A 14,988-nucleotide genomic window follows, 5' to 3' on the forward strand; every position below is an offset into this window, starting at 1 on the left:
CTTATTATGCGGTACATTGCGGTAGCATTTCTTCTTTTTTTACTGCCCATGTTAGGGCTTGCGCAAACTGGCAGCATCACCGGGAAAGTAATTAACGCCGACACTAAAAATCCCCTTGCAAAAGTAAGCGTGTTTTTAAGTAATGCCACCTACGGTACCACAACAGCTGAAGACGGTACTTTTATGCTTAGAGGCGTGAAACCCGGGCAGTATGAGTTAATCATTACTTCAGTAGGATATGAAGACTTTTCACAATCGGTATTGGTAGGTGCTGAGCCCGTTAAAATAGAAGCTGCTTTAAAGGCCAGGGTTTTAGAACTGAGAGAAGTTGTTGTTACAACGCCTGCCGACTGGAAGCGCAATTATCAAATGTTCTTAACAGAATTTTTCGGTACATCGGCCTATGCTAAGCAATGTAAGATATCCAATCCAGAAGAATTAACGCTTATTTACAAAAAGTCAAAGAAAACGTTGGAAGCTTACTCTTACGATTTTGTAAATATTGAGAATAAGGCTTTAGGTTATCGAATTAAATTCCTTCTCAAGTCGTTTAAAAGCGATAAAATAAATAATATCATTTCTTGGCAAGGCCGCATTTTGTATGAAGAACTACCCGGCAGCGAAAGCCAGAAAAAGAAATGGGAAATTCGGCGACAGGATATCTACTACGGCTCGAACCTTCATTTTTTCCGTTCGCTGGTTAGTGGAACTTATGATAAAGAAGGATTTGTTATGCGCTTGCTCTACCGCAGGCCAAACACTGAACGCCCACCCGAAGAAGTAATACAACGTAAGCTGGACAAGTTTCAAATGGTTAACCGCGACTCGATGCAGTACTGGCTAAGGTTGTATAACTTGCCTAAATACCACGAAACGCTGTACCGGCAGCCTGTAAATCCTGATCAGGTAACTCGGAATACCGACCAAAAGGGTCTTTTTGCCATTACTTTTCCGGGGTACCTGTATGTGGTTTACACCAAAAAGCGTGAAACGCAAGACTTTAAAGATGTATACCGCCCGCTTGATATGGAAAATTTCGAAACCAGCATCATAACTCTTTACAAGCCGTATGCACTTTTTGACAGTAATGGAGCTGTCGTATCATCTCAAACTACTTTGTATGAAGGCACCTGGTCTAAAAATAAGATTGCCGAACTGCTGCCGGTGGACTATGTACCCTCGGCTTCTTACACGCCGCCGTACCTCAAATGAGGTGTTGCTGCTCAATGTAAATACTATGTACGCATAGTATTTAAAGTAATTTGTTATACCTTTGCGCGTTAAAATCAATATGAAATTTATATATAAATCTTGGTGGAAAGTACTGGGCATATTGCTGGTTCTATACTCACTCATAGCCGGGCTTTTAGTTCCGGTACCCATGAAATTTATTGTAAATGAAACTATAAGGAACGTTTTCTTCCACGTGCCTATGTGGATGGCTATGTTCGTGTTGTTTGGCATTTCGGTCTTCTACAGTATTAAGTACCTGGCTAACCCAAAAGAGGAATATGACCTTGTAGCTGTTGAATCTATAAACACAGGTGTGTTTTTTTATGTACTGGGTTTATTAAGTGGAATGCTTTGGGCAAATTATACCTGGGGTGAGTTTTGGAGCAATGATCCTAAACAAAATAGCGCGGCGATTGCGTTTCTGTTATATTGTGCCTACCTGGTGCTACGCAACTCTATTGAAGAGGAGCAAAAGCGAGCACGTGTTTCGGCCATTTATAACATTTTCGCGTTTCCGATAATGTTTGTGTTGTTAATCATCCTTCCACGATTAACAGACTCCCTGCATCCTGGCAACGGAGGAAACCCTGCTTTTGGTCCGGACGATACCACGAACACTATGCGTATGGTATTATATCCTGCTTTTATTGGTTGGATACTGGTATCCATTTGGGTTGCAACCTTGCGCTACAGAATCCGTTTAATTGAAAATAAAAATAACTCGCTATAAACGCATGAAAAAAATACTTTGCTTATTACTACTGATGGCCGGTTTTACCAGTGCCTTTGCACAGCAGCCCGAAATGGCTGACGCCATGCGCAGCTCAGGTAAAATTTATGTAGTTATTGCTACCATTGCCATAGTATTTGTGGGGCTGGCCATTTATTTGTTTGTTATGGACAGACGTTTAAGTCGTTTGGAAAAGCACAACAACTAAAACTTTTTAGGTTAAAAGCCATTCTAATCATAAACTTAATTATCTGTCATTATTTGCAGGATACTATACCAATTATTTAAATCAATATAATAACATGAGTAACTTAATAATAGCTGATCAGGACACGCATTTCTTCGGTGATGTGTGTACGAACTTTGATCATGCTGCACAATTTACCAAGCATGATGCGGGTTTGCTAGATCAGATCAAATCATGTAACAGTGTTTATCGTTTCCGTTTCCCTATACGTAAAGGCAATGGTTTTGAAGTAATAGATGCCTGGCGCGTTGAGCACTCGCACCACCAATCGCCAACAAAAGGTGGTATTCGCTACAGCGAGATGGTGAACGAAGACGAGGTAATGGCGCTAGCTGCATTGATGACGTATAAGTGTGCTATTGTAAATGTTCCGTTTGGTGGCGCAAAGGGTGGAATTAAAATTAACCCCAAAAACTACACCGTTCAGGAATTAGAGAATATTACCCGTCGTTATACGGTTGAGCTGATAAAAAAGAATTTTATAGGCCCAAGTATTGACGTACCTGCACCGGATTATGGATCGGGTGAGCGTGAAATGAGCTGGATTGCTGATACGTATGCTACCATGAACCCTGGTCAGGGTGATGCACTAGGCTGCGTTACCGGTAAACCGATTGCCTTGCATGGCATTGCCGGCCGCAGAGAGGCAACTGGTCGTGGTGTGGCTATTGCCGCGCGTGAATGTGTTAGCGTAGGAGAAGATATGCAACGAATTGGCTTAATGCCTGGTTTGGCTGGTAAAAGGGTAATTGTACAAGGCTTAGGTAACGTAGGGTATTACTCGGCAAAATTCCTGTCTGAATTTGGCGCTATCATTGTTGGTTTGTGTGAATTTGAAGGTGCTATCTATAACGAGCACGGTTTAGATTACGACGCCGTATTCCAACATCGTAAAGCCACAGGTTCCATTCTTGGTTTCCCGGGCGCTGCTCAAGAATTCACAAACTCTGGCCAAGGCTTAGAGCAGCCTTGTGATATACTGGTGCCTGCTGCACTGGAAAATCAGATTACTGCAGATAACGTTCGCAACATACAGGCAAAAATTATTGTTGAAGGTGCAAACGGACCAACTACGCCTGAGGCTGAAACTATTTTTTATGAAGGTGGTGGTATAATCGTTCCGGACATGTATGCGAATGCCGGCGGTGTAACCGTATCTTACTTTGAGTGGTTGAAAAACCTTTCGCACGTATCTTTTGGCCGTATGAACCGCAGGTTTGAAGAAAACTCAAACCTTAACCTGGTTAATATGGTGGAGGGCATCACCGGTGTTTCGTTAACACCGCTGCAACGTTCAACCATTATCAAAGGTGCGTCTGAGCTGGAACTGGTTAACTCTGGTTTAGAGGATACCATGATCCGTTCATACCACGAAATACGCGAGACTTTCAAAAATAACCCTGGTATAGGCACATTACGCGTAGCTGCCTTTGTTGGCGCTATCAATAAAATAGCAGTTTCGTACCAGAATTTAGGTGTTTGGCCATAAGCAATATCGGCTAAACCATACAATGTTCTATAAAAAGCGGTATCCAAAAGGTGCCGCTTTTTTTATTTTAATACAGATACGGTAATTTTATTATTCTCAATGCCCCTCAAAGTGAAGATTGAAATAGTTAACAGCTCTATAAATCAACAAAACCATCTTTGTTACACAATGGCTATATGTTCTTTTGTCAAGAATAATTCTAAATAAGATATATCTGTTGTAATAAAGCGTATTCGCTATCCGTTTTGTATTTTTGTAGATTGTTTTACAGCAGGTAAAATTCATGAAAAAAAGTTCAATATTAGGTATTATCGTTATTGCAGTTGCCATAGCCGTAATTATCAGCACTTACTCAAATACAAGCACTTACGGTTCTTTTAAAGATGCCGAGCAAACTAAAGATGAGCTACACATTGTAGGTCACCTTAATAAAGACAAGCAATTGTATTATGAACCAACAAAGGATGCTAATTATTTTTCATTCTACATGCGTGATAATAAGGGCGAAGAGTGTAAAGTTGTATTTACAGGTACAAAGCCGCAAGACTTTGAGCGCTCAGAGCAGATTGTACTCACCGGACAAATGCGTGGTAAAGAATTTCATGCGTCCAAGATCCTGATGAAGTGCCCTTCTAAATATACGCAAGACAAATTAGAAGTAACCGAAGCTAAAGCCAAACAGGCAAACATATAAATTCCTTTAATGAGCACAGATTTTCAAGGGGAGCACCTCATGCCAGGCCACCTAGGGCAGTTTTTTATCATTCTGTCTTTTGGTTCAGCCTTGCTTTCAACTATAAGTTACTTTTTTGCTACTACGCAAAGCAATAAGCTCGATCAATCTTGGTTTCGTTTAGGGCGCTGGAGCTTTTATGTGAATACCTTTTCGGTAGTGGCTATCGGCTGCTGTCTTTTTTATATTATTTACAATCATCTTTTCGAATATCATTATGCCTGGGCTCACTCATCGAGCACCTTGCCGGTATACTATATCATTTCGAGTTACTGGGAAGGGCAGGAAGGCAGCTTTTGGCTTTGGACCTTCTGGCAGGCCGTTTTAGGTAATGTACTTATATGGCGCGCCAAGTCATGGGAAAAGCCTGTGATGGTAGTAGTTGGCCTTTCACAGGTGTTGTTAAGCTCTATGCTTATTGGTGTGGAAATACTGGGTTCTCGCCTCGGTAGCTCCCCATTTATTCTATTACGCGATGCTATTGAGGGGCCTATATTCAGCCGTCCTGATTATATGCAATACGTAAAGGATGGTAATGGCCTGAATCCGCTATTGCAAAACTACTGGATGGTTATACACCCGCCAACATTGTTCTTAGGGTTCGCATCTATGATTATTCCATTTGCTTATGCGGTTGCCGGTTTGTGGCAACGCCGTTATAAGGAATGGGTAGCAGCAGCCATACCATATGCACTGTTTGCCGTGATGATTTTGGGTACTGGCATCATAATGGGGTCGTTTTGGGCCTATGAGTCGCTCAACTTTGGTGGTTTCTGGAACTGGGATCCTGTTGAGAATGCCTCTTTAATTCCATGGCTGGTACTTATAGCGGCGGTACACGTATTAATAGTATTTAAAAATACCGGCCATTCTTACTTTACAGCCACCTTGCTAACCTTACTTAGCTTTGTGCTCGTTCTTTATGCATCATTCTTAACCCGTAGCGGTATCCTGGGCGAAACATCAGTGCATGCCTTTACTGATTTAGGTATGTTTTGGCACCTGGTGGTGGATGTATTGGTATTTTTAGGCATCACCGTTGGTTTGTTAATTTGGCGATGGAAAGAATTGCCTTTCTCAAAAAAAGAAGAAGAAACTTATTCGCGTGAGTTTTGGGTGTTTGTGGGCTCGGCCTTCCTGGCTTTATCTTGTTTGCAATTAGTCATCGTAACTTCGGTTCCGGTATGGAATGCTATTTTTAAAACCAATATAGCGCCGCCAACTAACCCTATAACATTGTATAACATTTTTCAGGCCGGCTTTGCTGTAGTAGTAACTTTCTTTTTAGGGTTTACGCAGTTTTTAAAATATAAAAAGACCGATGCAACCCGGTTTTATATCACTACATTGTTATACTTATTTGTAGCTGCGCTGTTAACTGCTGTTGTGGTTTATATAACCGGTTTATACAAGCTTAAGCTGGTGTTTATGCTTGCCATGTTTGGCGCTATCTATGGCATATTGGCCAACTCTAAAATACTGGCTGATGCATTGAAAGGCAAATTTAAGCTGGCCGGATCGGCTGTGGCGCACATTGGCTTTGCATTGTTACTGGTGGGTGCTTTAATTGCCGCCGGTACCAGCAAAGTAGTATCGCAAAACGAAACTGGTATTATACAAGTTAAAGATTTTGACAAGGCTGGCGATGCGCGTGAGAACATCATGTTGTATAAGAACCAGCCGGTTGACATGGGTGGTTACAAAGTTACCTACATTGGCGACTCTCTTATTGCGCCAAATCATTATTTTAAGGTTGACTATAAAAAATACAACGAAGCAGGCAAGCTAACTGAGCATTTCGTGTTAACGCCAAACTCACAGGCCAATGCCAAGATGGGGTTGGTTTCGTCTCCGGATACCAAGCATTATCTGCTTCATGACTTGTACACACACATCACTGCGGCACCTATTAAAGAAGAGGAGGGCCTTGCTGCCGGTTCTACTGAGATAGGGCATGACGAGCATGACGCAGCTGAAGATGACAAGCATTACAATCCGCCTGTAGTTTACGAAGCTAGCCTGGGTGATACTATCCGTTTCCGTGAAGGCTACATGGTTCTGACAGGATTAAATAAAGCACCCAAACTGCAAAATATACCTTTAGGAAAAAATGACGTAGCTGTTGGTGCTCAGCTCCAAATTGTATCGCACGGTATTACTTATAAGGCCGAGCCCGTGTTTATGATTAAAGGTGGCAACACATTTGATTTTGCCCGCAAGGTAGACGATGTAGGCTTAAAGCTCCGTTTTTCAAAAATTATTCCGGAGAAGAACAAGTTTGAGTTAACCATTTACCAACAGCCCGAAAGCCAAAAGCCGTATATAGTAATGCGCGCTATAAATTTCCCTTACATCAACTTTTTCTGGTCGGGTACCATCATTATGGTTATTGGCTTCCTAATGTCGATATTCAGAAGGAGCAGCGAGTTAAAAGTGGTGGAGGTTAAAGGCAAACCAGCAAAAACTAAGGCAGGTACTTTGGTGTAAAATCCTGGCTAATTCTGGTAATTATAATGAACGATGCCCCCACAGATATTGACACTACTACTATTTATATAGATGAGATAGCCACTAAAGGGTACACCATCGTACACAGTGTTTTTAGTCATGAAGAAATAGATTTCATGCACAAGGCTTTAAGTAGCGCTGATACGTCAAGATTAACTTTTCGAAAAAGTGCTGATCTTTTTGCTATCAGGCAGTTTTTGAAGGAACTACCTGAAATTAAATCTCTGATCTTTACTGGAAGCTTTGAACAACTGCTAACTAGTATTTTTGGAGATAGTTATTTTGTGGTTAAGTCTATCTATTTCGACAAGCCTGAGGATTCTAACTGGTTCGTCGCCTATCATCAAGATCTGACAATTTCTGTAAAAAGCAGACAAGATATTGCAGGATTTGGACCATGGACGGTTAAGCAAGACCAGTTTGCTGTTCAGCCTCCTCTTGAAATATTGCAACAAAATTTTACCGTTCGTATTCATTTAGATAATACAGATGAACACAATGGCGCACTAAGGGTGGTGCCGGGTTCACACCGTAAAGGTATTTATAGACCAGAAACTATTGACTGGAGCAAAGAAACTGAAGAAGTTTGCCCGGTACCAAAAGGCGGCATCATGGTTATGCGTCCACTGTTGTTACATTCATCAAGCCGCACAACCAGTAAGCATAGGAGGCGGGTCATACATATCGAGTTCAGTAACGTGAGTTTACCAGAACCGTTAAAATGGTCAGAAATAAGTTAATATATGCGTATTACACTCATTGGTTCGGGTAATGTAGCCACTCATTTAGGTGCTGCTCTTAAAAACGCAGGACATTACATTTTACAGGTGTACAGCCCAAATTACCAGAACGCTGCGCTGCTGGCTTATCATGTAAAAGCAGAGGCTATCAATGATTTGCAGCAAATCATTCCTGACGTTGATCTGTTTATCGTCAGTATAAAAGATGATGCCATTGACGATGTTGCCCAAGCATTGGCACCACACCAAAAGCCTATAGTGCATACATCGGGGGCTACGCCTATGCAAACGCTGTTAAAGTATACTGAGCATGCCGGCGTATTTTACCCACTGCAAACGTTCAGTAAAACCAAAGAGGTCGATTTTAGGCAGGTGCCAATGTGTATAGAGGGCGCTTACGAGAATCTGAACTTTGACCTTAAACAGTTAGCGCAAAGTATAAGCAATAACGTTTACCAGGTAAGTTCCGATCAGCGTAAAATACTGCACCTGGCAGCTGTGTTTGCCTGCAATTTCCCAAATTATCTTTATAGCGTTGCCCAACAATTACTTCAAAAGCACGGCCTGGATTTCAATTTGATAAGGCCGCTTATAACCGAAACAGCAGAGAAGGTGCAAAACCAATTACCTAATAAAGTGCAAACCGGCCCAGCTGTGCGTAATGACCAAAAAACAATGGCAGCGCATATGGAGTTGTTGAAAGAGGAGCAGGGGATTGGCCAGATATACCATATATTAAGTCAGGCTATCATCAAAATGGGCGAAGGCCCGCTTGGGGTTAAGTAATTTTTTTACTTTTGCCAAAATGGATATTTTTAAAGTTAAGATAAGCTTTGAGGAACCGGATCACGCGCCGGTAGAGCTGCCTATAGCCGAAGGAGAATCGGTATTGGATGTTTGCCTGGAAAACGGCATTGAACTACAGCATAACTGCGGTGGTGTTTGCGGCTGCAGCACCTGCCACGTATACATAACCAGCGGCATGGACAATATTCAGGAGATATCGGACAAAGAGGAAGACTTTATTGATCGTGCTGTTAGTCCCCGTATTAACTCACGCTTGGGCTGCCAGTGTGTGGTTATAGACGGCGATATACAAGTACTGATTCCTGACCAGTCTCAATTTATGGGGCACTAATAAATTTTAGGGTTATTTGGATTTTGTACACCACTTCCATAACCTGCACATTGCATAGAACACACAACCTCCCACATACATTAATTTACATGAACGACGATAAATTTGCCTTACCTATCCATTGGAATGATTATGAAGATATTGCCATGGGTTTATATGAAAAGTTTGGCGACGACTTTAGTGAATCTAAAATATACCGTATTCGCTTTACCGATTTGTTAGAGTGGGTATTAACCCTGCCAAACTTTGTAGGTACGCGTGAAGAAGCAAATGAAGGCCACTTAGAGCAGATACAATCGGCCTGGGTATATGAGTGGCGGGATAATCAATAATTTTTTGTAGGAATAGTTATATATTTTTCTTAAAATTGTTTGATTTGATATAAACTTTACAAAATTTTGTTAAATAAATTTAAAGATATCACCACGTTTATTTTTGATGTGGATGGTGTACTAACAGACGGCTCTGTATACGTTAATGATGCAGGCGAACAAACCCGTTCCTTCAATATCAAGGACGGTTACGCTCTTCAATTAGCCGTGAAATGCGGGTATAATGTATGCGCCATATCCGGTAGCCGCTCAAAAATAGCTATGCATCGCTTAAATAGCTTAGGTATAAAGGATGTATTTTTAGGCTCAGGCGTTAAAACCGAAACCTTCAAGGTTTATATTAACGAAAGAGGCATAAGCCCCATGAATGTGATGTACATGGGTGATGATATACCCGATCTGGAAGTAATGCGCCAGGTAGGAATGCCTGTTTGCCCAGCAGATGCTGCAGAAGAAATTAAAGAGCTTTGCGAGTATGTATCGCCTATTTCAGGCGGGAAGGGCTGTGCGCGTGACGTTATTGAAAAAGCGCTCAAAATTCAAGGTAAATGGATGGGCGCCGAAGCTTATAGCTGGTAGCTTCTAAGCAAATGGTTGGTGGTCTTCTGTTCATGGAACCATCAGCTGTGAACTTGTTTTGACCATGAACTGCCATTTATGAATACTAAAATTCCTAAAATAATTCTCGCTTCTAAATCGCCGCGTCGCCAGGAACTGTTGCGATTGATGGACGTATATTATGAAGTTGTACTAAAGGAAGTAGACGAATCTTACCCTGAGCATTTAAGCCCGGAGGAAGTGGCCGTTTATATTGCCGAAAAAAAAGCAAAAGCTTATGATGCTAAATCCGGTGACGAGATTGTACTTACAGCTGATACCATTGTAGCTATTGACGGGCTGATATTAGGCAAGCCCGAAAATGAGGCCCATGCAATAGAAATGTTGCAGCGCCTGTCGGGCCGCGTGCATAAGGTTGTAACGGGCGTATGTATCTTATATAAGCACGAGTATAACCTGTTCCATGATGTATCTGAGGTTTTCTTCCGCACGCTGTCTGAAGAAGAAATTAAAACGTACGTAAGCAAATATAAACCTTATGACAAAGCTGGCGCCTACGGTATACAGGAGTGGGTTGGTATTACCGCTATTAAACGTATAGAAGGGTCTTATACCAACGTAGTTGGCCTTCCTACCGAAAAGGTATATCAGCAATTACTCAGGTTGGCCAGGTAAGTTTGTTCAGGCGCTTGTAACCAATCATAATATAGCGACCCTTACTATTTAAACATTTCTGCCAATACGCCTTCTTTTAATGAGTAGGCAGACATCACTACCTGATGCAGATTCAGCTTATGCATCACAAATTGCATCAGTAATGATGATACCACAATCATATCGACACGAACAGGGAGAATGCCTGGCATAGCAGCCCGCTCTGCATGATTAGAATGAATAATTTTACGTGTAATTTCTAACAGATCACCTTCTTTAAAGGCGTAAGTTGGCGTTTGTTTCAAATCAAACGAATGCCCATTGTGCCGCTCTGCCAGTTCAGCAAATGTCTCGAACGCACCAGACGAGCCAATTAAGCTTTGAACATTATGTTTCTTAACGGCGTCAAACATCGGTGCTAATTGCAAATCCAGGTAATCATTCAAAGCAGCCACTTCATCAACTGATATAGGATCTGTTTGATGAAACTTGGCCATTAGCCGTGCAGCGCCTATTTCAAAGCTTTGCTTATAGATAATTTCGTGCTCGTTACCTAATATGAATTCTACACTGCCGCCGCCAATATCAACAATTAGGCTATTGGCTTCCTGCAAGCATCCGGAGGCCTTTACACCAGCATAAATGTAACCCGCCTCGCGGTCACCATTTATGGTTTCGATAACTATACCTGTGTGTTGCTTTACCTCATCAATAAATTGCTGCCCGTTAGATGCGCTGCGCATGGCCGAGGTGGCAATAGCTTTTATGTTATGCACATTATGCTGCCTAATAAACTGATGAAAGCTTAAGAGCGTATCAATGCCTCTTTGGTAAGCGTTAGTTTTAATAGTACCTTCATTTATACCGCCTTCGCCTAATTTAACGCCAACATGCTCATGAAGTACTTCTTTAAAAAAACGGGTAGGGTCGGGCTCAGCAATCAGTAAATGAAATGTATTTGTGCCGAGGTCCATAACGGCAACGCGGTTAGTCATACCTCTAAAATAAAAAATCCCTGTAAAAGTTTTAACGTTTTACAGGGATTAACAAAAAGTTGAAATTAAGATTATTCTTTATAGAAGAACCATTTTACCAGTTCACTGTAGCTTGCTTTTTTGCCATACATTAAAATACCAACACGGTAAATGCGCGCAGCTACCCAGGTAGTAAATATAAAGCCAATCACCATCATACACATGGAAATAGCGATTTGCCAGCCCGGAGGATCGAATGGAATGCGTACCATCATGGCCACAGGTGCGGTGAACGGTACAACAGAAAGCCAGAAGGCCAAAGAGCTATCAGGATTTTGCGCTAAGAACGATACGGAAATCAAATAAGTGAACAGTAGCGGCATGGTAATAGGAAACATAAACTGCTGTGTTTCTGTCTCACTATCAACAGCCGATCCCACGGCGGCAAATAGCGCACTGTAAAGAAAGAATCCGGTTAAAAAGTAGAAAAGGAAGTAACCGATAATACTGGCAACCGGCACGTTCTTTACCGTATCTAAAAAGCCCAGCATCGGGCTTTGTGGCGCATTAAAGTTTTTGCTGGCAATATAACTCACCACCAGCGATAATACGATCCATAAAATAAATTGCGTAATACTTACCAAGCCTACACCAATTATTTTACCCAGCATTAATTGAAACGGCTTTACTGATGATACAATAACTTCAATAATACGATTGGTCTTCTCTTCGATTACCCCACGCATTACCTGAGCCCCGTAAATAAATAACGATAAGTATATCATAACAGCACAGGCGATGCCTATAATGGTGAGTGCACCTATGTTTGAGTCTTTCTCGCCGTCATCAGTAACTTCAAGGGCGCTAACGTCAATATTGCTGTGAATGCCTTTTAGTCGGGCAGTATCAATACCGGCAGCCACCATCTTGTTGTTAGTTGATATTTCATTCATCTGGTGCTCAATTGCTGTAGTCACCATAATGCTTGGTTTCTTCTCCGATAAAATTTGTACACCTTTTGCCTGCTCGTAATTTTTAGGAATATACAGCAGTATTTGCTCGTGATCTTTTTTTAGTGCTTTCTTGGCTGCGGCTAAAGGCAAGGTCGAGCGTTGGAATTTGATGTTTTTACCAGCGTGTAGTTTATCTGCAAAAACACCGGTATCATCCACCACCTTTACTACCCGTGTGGTATTCAGTTCGCTGCTGTTTTTGTAAATAAGGTACATTACAGCGTACATGGCCAATAAAAGTGCCGGCACTAAAAATACGGTCACCAAAAAGGCTTTTTTGCGAACGCGTGATATATATTCTCTTTGTATGATAAGGAAAACTTTGTTCATAGCTTAGCCAATTTGATTTACGTTTTTAATAAAGATTTCATTAACACTCGGAATAACCTCTTGCAAACGGATTACACTAACTTTTGGAATAAGGTACTGCAGTACGTCATTTGAGCTGGTGCTCTCGTTTAACTTAAGCCGGATGATATGGCTTTCGTCTTCAGTAGTTGTTTCATCAACCAGGGCAAATGGCTCTGTACCGTTTAAAGCAAGTTTTTCACCGTTATATTCGATCAAAAAGGTGTTGCTTCGGTAGGAGTTACGGATGTCTTTCACGCGACCGTCCAGTATCTTGTTAGATTTATGGATCAGGGCAATAGAATTACAAAGTTCCTCAACCGATTCCATACGGTGCGTAGAGAACAAGATGGTAGCACCTTTGCGGTTTAGCTCCAGTATTTCATCTTTAATTAATTCTGCATTTACCGGGTCAAAACCACTGAACGGCTCATCCAGGATAATCAGATCGGGCTCGTGCAAAACCGTGGCTACAAACTGTGCTTTTTGTTGCATACCTTTTGATAGCTCCTCGACCTTTTTGTTCCACCAGCTTTCAATTTCCAATTTCTCGAACCAATACTTTATACGTTTGGTTGCTTCGGCATGGCTCAATCCTTTTAGGCGGGCCAGGTACACAATTTGTTCGCCAATGGCCATTTTTTTGTAAAGGCCACGTTCCTCGGGCATGTAGCCTATACGTTCAATATGCGATTGGTTTAATTTTTCACCGTCGAAGTAAATTTCACCTGAGTCGGGCGCAGTGATTTGATTGATGATACGGATGAGCGAAGTTTTGCCTGCGCCATTTGGACCTAAAAGACCAAATATTTGCCCGCTGGTAACTTCCAGGCTCACATCGTTCAACGCCTTATGACCGGCGTATTGTTTCACAATGTTTCTGATGCTAAGCATGTGTGTTGGGGTCAGTATAGTTTAAGTTTATGAAGATAAGATTAATGTTTAGATAATAAGATGACTATTTTGTTACAATCTGCGACCATTTATAAATAAGAAAGCCCGAAGAAAAATTCTTCAGGCTTTCTGTCGTTGAACCACGACTTATAGTTTTAGGCTCGAACTTTGTTTCTTACTTCTAAAGCTTACTCAAAGTATTCCTTCATCCGTTCGAAAAAGCTTTTCTCATTTTTGCCCGGATTGGGTTTGAAATTAGGAGAGTTTTGCAGCTTTTCTAGCAGATCACGTTCTTCGCGGCTCAAAGCTTTGGGTGTCCAGATGTTGATATGCACCAACTGGTCGCCACGGTGATAGGAATTTACTTCAGGCACGCCTTTACCCTTCAAGCGCAGGATTTTCCCACCCTGAGTACCAGGCTCTATTTTAATTTTGGCTTTTCCATCAATGGTTGGCACTTCAACACTAGTACCTAGTGCGGCGTCAACAAAGTTGATGTGCATATCATAGATCACATTGTGGCCATCGCGTTTTAGTGTCTCGTGCTGTACTTCCTCAATCAGTATGATCAGGTCGCCGGGTACACCGCCGCGTGGCGCTGCGTTACCTTTGCCACTCATGCTCAATTGCATGCCTTCACTCACGCCGGCAGGTATGTTAATGCTGATGGTTTCTTCTCCTCTAACTACACCATCGCCATGGCAAACGTTACATTTTGAGGTGATGGTTGAGCCTTCGCCATTACAGGTAGGGCAGGTGCTGGTAGTCTGCATCTGACCCAAAATGGTATTGGTTACCCGGCGTACTGCACCTGAGCCACCACAGGTTTTACAGGTTTGGAAAGACGATTTGTCTTTAGCTCCTGTACCATCGCAGGTATTACATAAAACCTGTTTGTTTACTTTTATCTTTTTTTCAACCCCATTTGCAATTTCTTCAAGGGTTAAACGAACTTTGATGCGCAGGTTGCTGCCACGGGCTACACGCCTGCCTCCACCACCTTGCTGACGACCGCCGCCTCCGCCGAAAAAACCTTCGAATGGACTGCCGCCGCCGAATATATCGCCAAACTGACTGAATATGTCATCCATATTCATGCCTCCACCGCCGTAACCACCGCCATTAGGCGATTGTGCATTAGCTGCATGGCCAAACTGGTCATAACGCTGGCGCTTGTCGGGCTTGCTCAATACCTCGTAAGCTTCGGCTGCTTCTTTAAAAGCTTCCTCTGCGGCCTTATCGCCCGGGTTTTTATCCGGGTGATACTTAATGGCCATCTTACGGTAGGCTTTCTTGATCTCGTCCTCACTGGCCCCGCGTGAAACCCCAAGTACGTCGTAATAATCTCTTTTTGACATAATATTTTGGTTATTACGTTACTGAATTATTAAGCAATT

At 42.1% G+C, this 14,988-nt stretch carries 16 protein-coding genes; 12 read left to right on the forward strand and 4 right to left on the reverse strand.

All coding sequences use genetic code 11. From position 1 onward, the window contains the following. The first annotated feature begins 6 nt into the window (after nucleotides 1–6). From ABDD95_RS09870 to ABDD95_RS09925, 12 genes are all read left to right on the forward strand, one after another. Nucleotides 7–1,212: a carboxypeptidase-like regulatory domain-containing protein gene (locus ABDD95_RS09870; RefSeq protein ID WP_345951722.1), complete on the forward strand. Its 1,206-nt coding sequence runs from the start codon at nucleotides 7–9 to the stop codon at nucleotides 1,210–1,212. Nucleotides 1,213–1,300: 88 nt separating this feature from the next. Then, nucleotides 1,301–1,963: a cytochrome c biogenesis protein CcsA gene (ccsA, locus tag ABDD95_RS09875; protein WP_345952102.1), complete on the forward strand. Its 663-nt coding sequence runs from the start codon at nucleotides 1,301–1,303 to the stop codon at nucleotides 1,961–1,963. A gap of 4 nt (nucleotides 1,964–1,967) precedes the next feature. Next, complete coding sequence (locus tag ABDD95_RS09880) at nucleotides 1,968–2,171, forward strand: CcmD family protein (RefSeq protein ID WP_345951723.1); 204 nt, start codon at nucleotides 1,968–1,970, stop codon at nucleotides 2,169–2,171. A 94-nt stretch (nucleotides 2,172–2,265) separates the two neighbouring features. Then, nucleotides 2,266–3,699, forward strand: coding sequence for a Glu/Leu/Phe/Val dehydrogenase (locus ABDD95_RS09885; RefSeq protein ID WP_345951724.1), 1,434 nt, complete (start codon nucleotides 2,266–2,268; stop codon nucleotides 3,697–3,699). A 283-nt stretch (nucleotides 3,700–3,982) separates the two neighbouring features. Beyond that, complete coding sequence (locus ABDD95_RS09890; RefSeq protein ID WP_345951725.1) at nucleotides 3,983–4,393, forward strand: cytochrome c maturation protein CcmE; 411 nt, start codon at nucleotides 3,983–3,985, stop codon at nucleotides 4,391–4,393. A gap of 9 nt (nucleotides 4,394–4,402) precedes the next feature. Next, on the forward strand, nucleotides 4,403–6,919 hold the full coding sequence (gene ccsA, locus ABDD95_RS09895) for a cytochrome c biogenesis protein CcsA (protein ID WP_345951726.1): 2,517 nt from the start codon (nucleotides 4,403–4,405) through the stop codon (nucleotides 6,917–6,919). Nucleotides 6,920–6,945: 26 nt separating this feature from the next. Continuing rightward, nucleotides 6,946–7,680 (forward strand): phytanoyl-CoA dioxygenase family protein, encoded by a 735-nt coding sequence (locus ABDD95_RS09900; RefSeq protein ID WP_345951727.1) that lies wholly within the window; start codon nucleotides 6,946–6,948, stop codon nucleotides 7,678–7,680. Between the two features lie 3 nt (nucleotides 7,681–7,683). Next, nucleotides 7,684–8,466: a DUF2520 domain-containing protein gene (locus tag ABDD95_RS09905; protein ID WP_345951728.1), complete on the forward strand. Its 783-nt coding sequence runs from the start codon at nucleotides 7,684–7,686 to the stop codon at nucleotides 8,464–8,466. A 19-nt stretch (nucleotides 8,467–8,485) separates the two neighbouring features. Beyond that, a complete protein-coding gene (locus tag ABDD95_RS09910) occupies nucleotides 8,486–8,818 on the forward strand; it encodes a 2Fe-2S iron-sulfur cluster-binding protein (protein WP_345951729.1) in 333 nt (110 codons plus the stop codon). 89 nt (nucleotides 8,819–8,907) lie between these two features. Beyond that, the gene (gene iscX, locus ABDD95_RS09915) at nucleotides 8,908–9,150 is read left to right on the forward strand and encodes a Fe-S cluster assembly protein IscX (RefSeq protein ID WP_345951730.1); all 243 of its coding nucleotides are present in this window, start codon (nucleotides 8,908–8,910) and stop codon (nucleotides 9,148–9,150) included. A 66-nt stretch (nucleotides 9,151–9,216) separates the two neighbouring features. Next, complete coding sequence (locus tag ABDD95_RS09920) at nucleotides 9,217–9,729, forward strand: HAD-IIIA family hydrolase (protein ID WP_345951731.1); 513 nt, start codon at nucleotides 9,217–9,219, stop codon at nucleotides 9,727–9,729. 78 nt (nucleotides 9,730–9,807) lie between these two features. Next, nucleotides 9,808–10,383, forward strand: coding sequence for a Maf family nucleotide pyrophosphatase (locus ABDD95_RS09925; RefSeq protein ID WP_345951732.1), 576 nt, complete (start codon nucleotides 9,808–9,810; stop codon nucleotides 10,381–10,383). A gap of 44 nt (nucleotides 10,384–10,427) precedes the next feature. Here ABDD95_RS09925 and ABDD95_RS09930 read toward each other — a convergent pair whose 3' ends face one another. The 4 genes from ABDD95_RS09930 to dnaJ all read right to left on the reverse strand — a co-directional run bounded on the left by ABDD95_RS09930 (nucleotide 10,428) and on the right by dnaJ (nucleotide 14,949). Next, a complete protein-coding gene (locus tag ABDD95_RS09930; RefSeq protein ID WP_345951733.1) occupies nucleotides 10,428–11,357 on the reverse strand; it encodes an exopolyphosphatase in 930 nt (309 codons plus the stop codon). A 71-nt stretch (nucleotides 11,358–11,428) separates the two neighbouring features. After that, on the reverse strand, nucleotides 11,429–12,679 hold the full coding sequence (locus tag ABDD95_RS09935) for an ABC transporter permease (protein ID WP_345951734.1): 1,251 nt from the start codon (nucleotides 12,677–12,679) through the stop codon (nucleotides 11,429–11,431). Between the two features lie 3 nt (nucleotides 12,680–12,682). Further along, nucleotides 12,683–13,591, reverse strand: a complete 909-nt coding sequence (locus ABDD95_RS09940; RefSeq protein ID WP_345951735.1) for an ABC transporter ATP-binding protein — start codon at nucleotides 13,589–13,591, stop codon at nucleotides 12,683–12,685. Between the two features lie 188 nt (nucleotides 13,592–13,779). Then, nucleotides 13,780–14,949 carry a molecular chaperone DnaJ gene (dnaJ, locus tag ABDD95_RS09945; RefSeq protein WP_345951736.1) on the reverse strand — a complete coding sequence of 390 codons (1,170 nt, stop codon included), beginning with the start codon at nucleotides 14,947–14,949 and terminating at the stop codon, nucleotides 13,780–13,782. Between the last annotated feature and the right edge of the window lie 39 nt (nucleotides 14,950–14,988).

Origin of the sequence: Mucilaginibacter sp. PAMB04274 (genome assembly GCF_039634385.2) — a bacterium.
Lineage (GTDB): Bacteria > Bacteroidota > Bacteroidia > Sphingobacteriales > Sphingobacteriaceae > Mucilaginibacter.

Excerpts from the sequence above, each read along its gene's own strand:
- ABDD95_RS09935 (WP_345951734.1), bottom strand. The coding sequence starts at position 12,679 with ATGAACAAAGTTTTCCTTATCATACAAAGAGAATATATATCACGCGTT.
- ABDD95_RS09885 (WP_345951724.1), top strand. The coding sequence starts at position 2,266 with ATGAGTAACTTAATAATAGCTGATCAGGACACGCATTTCTTCGGTGAT.
- ABDD95_RS09940 (WP_345951735.1), bottom strand. The coding sequence starts at position 13,591 with ATGCTTAGCATCAGAAACATTGTGAAACAATACGCCGGTCATAAGGCG.
- ccsA (WP_345951726.1), top strand. The coding sequence starts at position 4,403 with ATGAGCACAGATTTTCAAGGGGAGCACCTCATGCCAGGCCACCTAGGG.
- ABDD95_RS09880 (WP_345951723.1), top strand. The coding sequence starts at position 1,968 with ATGAAAAAAATACTTTGCTTATTACTACTGATGGCCGGTTTTACCAGT.
- ABDD95_RS09870 (WP_345951722.1), top strand. The coding sequence starts at position 7 with ATGCGGTACATTGCGGTAGCATTTCTTCTTTTTTTACTGCCCATGTTA.
- ABDD95_RS09930 (WP_345951733.1), bottom strand. The coding sequence starts at position 11,357 with ATGACTAACCGCGTTGCCGTTATGGACCTCGGCACAAATACATTTCAT.
- dnaJ (WP_345951736.1), bottom strand. The coding sequence starts at position 14,949 with ATGTCAAAAAGAGATTATTACGACGTACTTGGGGTTTCACGCGGGGCC.
- ABDD95_RS09900 (WP_345951727.1), top strand. The coding sequence starts at position 6,946 with ATGAACGATGCCCCCACAGATATTGACACTACTACTATTTATATAGAT.
- ABDD95_RS09910 (WP_345951729.1), top strand. The coding sequence starts at position 8,486 with ATGGATATTTTTAAAGTTAAGATAAGCTTTGAGGAACCGGATCACGCG.
- ABDD95_RS09905 (WP_345951728.1), top strand. The coding sequence starts at position 7,684 with ATGCGTATTACACTCATTGGTTCGGGTAATGTAGCCACTCATTTAGGT.
- iscX (WP_345951730.1), top strand. The coding sequence starts at position 8,908 with ATGAACGACGATAAATTTGCCTTACCTATCCATTGGAATGATTATGAA.
- ABDD95_RS09925 (WP_345951732.1), top strand. The coding sequence starts at position 9,808 with ATGAATACTAAAATTCCTAAAATAATTCTCGCTTCTAAATCGCCGCGT.
- ABDD95_RS09890 (WP_345951725.1), top strand. The coding sequence starts at position 3,983 with ATGAAAAAAAGTTCAATATTAGGTATTATCGTTATTGCAGTTGCCATA.